The organism is Nitrospira sp. CMX1 (assembly GCF_054902215.1).
Genome location: NZ_JBUBKD010000025.1, coordinates 1 through 5,434, shown reverse-complemented (window position 1 = coordinate 5,434; position 5,434 = coordinate 1). Strand labels below are relative to the sequence as shown.

7 protein-coding genes are annotated in these 5,434 nt (G+C 53.3%); 1 reads left to right on the top strand and 6 read right to left on the bottom strand.

Annotated features, from left to right (window positions below; translation table 11 throughout):
* Positions 1–347 precede the first annotated feature (347 nt).
* Positions 348–830 carry a hypothetical protein gene (locus ACYX34_RS07345; protein ID WP_462075904.1) on the bottom strand — a complete coding sequence of 161 codons (483 nt, stop codon included), beginning with the start codon at positions 828–830 and terminating at the stop codon, positions 348–350.
* A gap of 112 nt (positions 831–942) precedes the next feature.
* A complete protein-coding gene (locus tag ACYX34_RS07340; protein ID WP_462075903.1) occupies positions 943–2,409 on the bottom strand; it encodes an alkaline phosphatase D family protein in 1,467 nt (488 codons plus the stop codon).
* Positions 2,410–2,517: 108 nt separating this feature from the next.
* Between ACYX34_RS07340 and ACYX34_RS07335 the strand changes: the two genes are divergently transcribed.
* A complete protein-coding gene (locus tag ACYX34_RS07335; RefSeq protein ID WP_462075902.1) occupies positions 2,518–2,754 on the top strand; it encodes a hypothetical protein in 237 nt (78 codons plus the stop codon).
* Positions 2,755–3,038: 284 nt separating this feature from the next.
* Here the strand turns inward: ACYX34_RS07335 and ACYX34_RS07330 are convergent, their stop codons facing one another.
* The 4 genes from ACYX34_RS07330 to ACYX34_RS07315 form a co-directional block, all read right to left on the bottom strand.
* Positions 3,039–3,431, bottom strand: a complete 393-nt coding sequence (locus ACYX34_RS07330) for a nuclear transport factor 2 family protein (RefSeq protein WP_462075901.1) — start codon at positions 3,429–3,431, stop codon at positions 3,039–3,041.
* Positions 3,432–3,756: 325 nt separating this feature from the next.
* Positions 3,757–4,092: a hypothetical protein gene (locus ACYX34_RS07325; protein WP_462075900.1), complete on the bottom strand. Its 336-nt coding sequence runs from the start codon at positions 4,090–4,092 to the stop codon at positions 3,757–3,759.
* 247 nt (positions 4,093–4,339) lie between these two features.
* Positions 4,340–4,744, bottom strand: coding sequence for a response regulator (locus ACYX34_RS07320; RefSeq protein ID WP_462075899.1), 405 nt, complete (start codon positions 4,742–4,744; stop codon positions 4,340–4,342).
* A 172-nt stretch (positions 4,745–4,916) separates the two neighbouring features.
* The coding region (locus tag ACYX34_RS07315; RefSeq protein ID WP_462075898.1) for a response regulator at positions 4,917–5,434 on the bottom strand (518 nt) is incomplete at its 5' end.

Sequence of the window (5,434 nt, the reverse complement as noted above, 5' to 3'; positions counted from 1 at the left end):
TGCTGGCGGAAGGGTAGATCAGCGATGACACTGTGCTTATGCCAGGCCTTCCCCAAGTCAAACATCCGATTGCCAACCGTGGCTATGAAACAGACTGGTGTATCATTGCCCTGAGGAAGCATAGCGCACACCATGCATGCCACCGCACGAGATATGGAAGCCTAGACACTTCCAAGGATGATCTTGGATCTCTGTGAAGGATAGACTGGCGTAAATCATGGATAACCGTCAAAGCATTGAGTCCCGACTGCATCAATGTCTCAACTTAAAACCAGGGAGCGGCCATCAGGCTATACTTCGACAGACACCCATACCTAAGCTCATCGGATATGGTTTCGAGCACCGGCCTAGCGCTCTGGATTTCTTGCCATCGTGACGGCTGAGGCAAACTTCAGCAGACTGGCCCGTTCCCCATCATCCAACGCCAAGAGCAGATGTGCTTCCTCACCATGCATCAGGCGAAGACTTAAGAACGGCTCTTCACGGCGTTTTTCCCGATTGTCCCACATCGCATCGATCAGCTGAACCTTATCCAATTGACCGACTGAAACCACATCATATCGAAAGTAGGAGTCCCCAATCACAACATCAAATACCACATGACCGACTGTCAAGAGTACCAGATTGAAACGTCCTTGGTCTTCGTACCCTTCCGGCAAAAATTTGTTGATGTGGCAAATCGCGATCTTGCGATCGCCCAACATGTGACGAAACTTCTCTTTCAATACATCATAGTCAATCTGTAAGGCCTTCTCATCCGGCCCCGTAGCCGCTACAGCCGCCGCCTCTGCTCTTGAAAAAATATCATCGGCGGACATCAATCCTGACATGGTGTTCCTTTCTGTCTCGGTGAGGAGAACATGGCGATTGGTTTTGAGATCCGTACGGTACCTGCCACCAAGCCTGGATTGCAAGGGGACAGAGATCAACTTTTGACTTGTTCTACTGAGCCGCAATGCGGTGGGACACTCGTTCCTGGCCGGTTTCATCCACCATACTCACGTGGAAATTATCCTTCGTAGCCCGGACAAGCCCAAAGTTATGGTACCCGCTCTCATAGAACAGCTCTGTGGGATGAAGCGCTGTTTGAGTTGGAGCAAATCTCCCCGGCGGGGCAGAAAGCGGGCCTGCAATGTATTCATGAAAGTCGATGACCCCGTCCTGGTTGGGGTCATAGGCATTGGCTTGCACCCAATGCACATCGCCCGAGAGAAAGACCACATTTTTGACCTTGTGGCTGAGGATGGTGTCAACAATCACCTGTCGCTCTTGCTCAAATCCGGTGCCATCCGGCCCACCAGCCCACCCATCGTGTCCAGGAACCGACCGATCACCGCCCTTCGGAATCGAAAGGGGAACGGGTGTTGCAATGACTTTCCATGTTGCGGTTGAAGTCCGAAGTCCGTTGAGCAACCATGCCAATTGTGCCGCGCCCAGCATTGTCTTGGAAGCACTGTCCCGATCTCCATTGCGACTCCGATACTGTCGAACATCCAAGATAAACAGTTCAAGATCGGCACCATACTGAACAGCCCGATAAAGACGATGTGGATCTTGAAGAGGAGATGCAATCGGCCAATATTCCCGGAGCGCTTGCCGACCAGCAGGCATGTGCTCATCAAATGGGCCTGAAAAGTTATTTCGGATCTCGTGATCATCCCAGACGACATACACCGGTGTCTCAGCCAAGAATCGTCGCAATGCGTCAGCCCCCCGCTGATAGCGATGGCGCCATCGATAGGCGTCCAGCGTCGTGGCTTTGAAGTCCGCGCCAGGCTCGTTAGGAGGCGAAGGGCAAAGATGATCACCGTAAATGGTATCGCCAAGGAACAGAAAAAAATCAGGATTGTAACGACGGATCACATCAAAGATTGGATAGCCATCCACCCCTCGGCGACAGCGCCCCCCACTACCAAGATCTCCGCTCCAAGCAAAGCTCACAGACGCAGAGGTTCTCTCGTCCGGCAGTGTGACGAATTCACCGATTGCTGCCGGCTTCCCAGGGAGTTGCGGTTGAGATAATTCTGCAGGACCAACTACCACGTGATACCGATAGCGAGTCGAGGGGTTCAGGCCTTCAAGAGAAATAGTCAACGTATAGTCCGTCTCCGCCTCGGTCTTGAGGAGTGCAGTCCTGGACAACGGGACCGACGCTGAACCCTGCTCCCCCATTGGCAACGGCGCCCATTCCACTCGAACCACAGCAGCCCCATCGGTCCGCAGCCATAGCAGCGCTTGCTGTGAACTCACATCACCAATTGCGACGCCCTGAGGCAAGAGTCCTGCCCCTGACACGCGATTCCCTTCCAACGAATCTTGAGAACCAATGCGTTGACTGGACCATGCAGGACAACCACCCAAAGCAGAGCAAACTGCAAAGAGCCCAACGAACAACGCCAATAGACGCATCGACACTCCTCTCCGCTAAGCACTTCGGAAGATTTCGCAATAGATCTGGTATTGGACTTGAAATTCAGGAGGATTGGTCGGCATACTGACCCGACTCACGAGGATTCGATGCACGACACTCACTGTTGCGTCACAAACTGTCTTGCCAAGCCCTATGCCCCAGCCGGTACGCACTCCGTCTGCAAAGACCATTTCCTCAGTTTTCTCACATGGCGACGCCGTCGCGGACCACAGATGTTCTCCGCCTATGCCGGTATGTCGATGGCAGGACGCGACAGCATCACCGCCGAATGGATGAAAACCATTCGGATCGACGAAGTCCCTACCCCTGCGCCGAAACTATAGCCATACAGACCCTACACATAGAGTCCATCAGACCGCCAGACAGACGTTTTTTAACGCCTCTACGCCGGAATGTGGATCATCCTCATTGCTCCTTCCACAAGATGGCGGTGGTATAGATATCTCTTGTTCACATTTATCAAGCCTCGCCCATCCCATCCCCTTACCCCTCCCTTTCTTAAGCGGGCGGCCTAGTAGTCTCCTCACTGCGGGCATCCAACGAGAACCTTCTGAGGCTGCGCGTTGGGCGAGCACAGGAGATTGCCAGGCTGCCCGCATCTCCCCCTTCATCCCATCACCGGGGACCCATGGTGATGAATCATCAGCCACTCATCCCCAATGAGCTCGTAAAGGTTTGTGGCAAGAATTTTGGCCTGTTGCGGTTCCTCTGATTGTTGGGTCACAAGATTTTCCACACAGATGACCCAGGCCATATCACCTGCCACCTGCACCATGACATCGGTCAGCTCGAACCTCATGGAGAACGTATTGTTAAAGATCAGCACCCACGAGTCGCGAACGCCAGGCCACCCAGAACGAATCGTCCAACCGGGATGAATACAAGTGACATACTCTTGATGCATCCACACCCCGTCCATCTTCACAATATCAAGACTTTCAAAGGCCGCATAGAACCTCTGATTGGCTTTCGTAACGGCTTCGATGCGCTGTTTCAACACACGGCACCCCTAAATAGTCATAGAAGCCTTATCATACTGCAAGAGAATCAGGCGCGGCGAGAATATTTCACAAGGTTTTCTAAGAGGTGATGCACCTACGACACGTCTAGCCATCGGTGAGGTATGCGGCTATCGGCCAACGACTTGCGCGAAAGAGAGAACAGGGTAAGCGACAGGGCACGGAATCGGAACACTCATGATTCCACGTAGTCTTCTGAACTTGTCACCGGTTGTCAAACATCCTGTACCCAACAGCGTGTTGTGGACTCGAATTCATGTCGCGGCACGCCCGGAGCGGCCCCCGAAGGAGTGGGATTGCAGGTAGTCACCTATCCTTCGCTGCACAACCTGCACCTCGCCCCACCTTCCGCAAGACGAGTGGTTTTTTCAATGGTGCTGTCGTGGAACCTTTCCCACTGGAGCAGGGAATCTCGACACTGTCGGAGAATCTCGGAAGGTTTTTAAAGAGATCGTCGAGGGTGAGCAATACTCCTCCCACAATCCGGCGAAGCTCCTGTTCCGAATATTGCAAGGGCACTAATCGCCGCCGCTGCCAGCCTCGAAGTAAGAAAGTCCTTCCCGGTTGCAGATAGGGCTTCTCACAGACCATGACAAACTCCCGCCCCGCATCGTCTTCAAGAATAAACCCTTTGACGTTCATAGATACTCCTTCTATCCTCTCAGAGACACTGTTCTTCACCCCCGTCTTAGCGAACAATGTCCCCTCACCGATGTTGTACCCTCTACAGGAACCGCCCATTCTGCTCGATTCCTGATAATGACCGCTTCACCACGGTGTACAATTCACACCGCGCCACGACTCCGCTAGGACGCAAGCCTGGCCCTTCCAACATCATGCTCCTCTACGAGATCGCTCACAGACCATCCTTGCATCATGTTTCTATCGATCACATGACCTCCCTGCATTCCCACTTGTCAGGAAACAGCCTTGTCACGGTGGGAATCAGTTCTTCGTACAAAGCATCCTTATTCAACAGCGCATCGGCCTTCGAAGGATCATCCTTCCCATAGACTTCGTCCAGGTGAAAGAAGGACATCAGGATGACCCTCGGACACTGCCCGGCCTCCTTGATTCGCGCGGCAGCTTCATATCCACTCATAACCGGGAGGGTCACGTCCATGATCACCAGATCTGGACGAAACAACCTGCATTGATTAAGCGCTTCGACGCCAGAACCGGCTGTTCCAACAAGTTCCAAATCAGGGAGCGTCCCAATCCATTTTTCCAAGCGTGCCAGGCACTCCTGGTTACCGTCGACAAGGACAGTCCGAATAGGCGAACTGCGCGTCATGGAAGCATTCTTGGGCTGCACACGTTCCATCTCAACTCGTATGAGGTAGAGCATCACAGATGAGAGAAGACCGGCCTATCGGGAAAATCCTGATGTGAGAGAAGGGAGGACCTGAAGCACTACGACGAGGCTACGGAAGAGCAACAAGCCTGGGGAAGAAGAAGAAACACGCTTAGGAATCAGCCTGAACCAATCCCACACGAATCGCTAGGCGAACGAGTCCTGGCACATCATGAATTTCGAGCCGCTCCATCAACTGTGCTCGATGGGTCTCCACCGTCTTGACGCTGAGATTCAGACGTTGGGCAATGTCCTTCGTCGTACAACCTTCGGCGATGAGTTGCAGGATTTCTCGCTGACGCCCGCTCAACCGAGCGAGCGGACTGGACGGCTCTCCGGATCTCGTTCGGTACGCTTCCACGGCATACTTGGCAACGGCAGGAGTCAAGTAGGTTTCGCCGCGACTCACCGTTCTGATGGCCAATTCCAACTCGGATAACTCAGCACCTTTCAACAAATATCCCGATGCACCGATCTGCAGGGCTTGTCGGAGATATTCTTCATTCGCATACATCGACAACAAGATCACCCGCGTGGTCGATGATTCCTTCATGATCCGAGCAGTCGCATCCAGTCCGTTCAATCCCGGCATCGCGATATCCATCAAGACCAAGTCCGGAGCATCCCGTT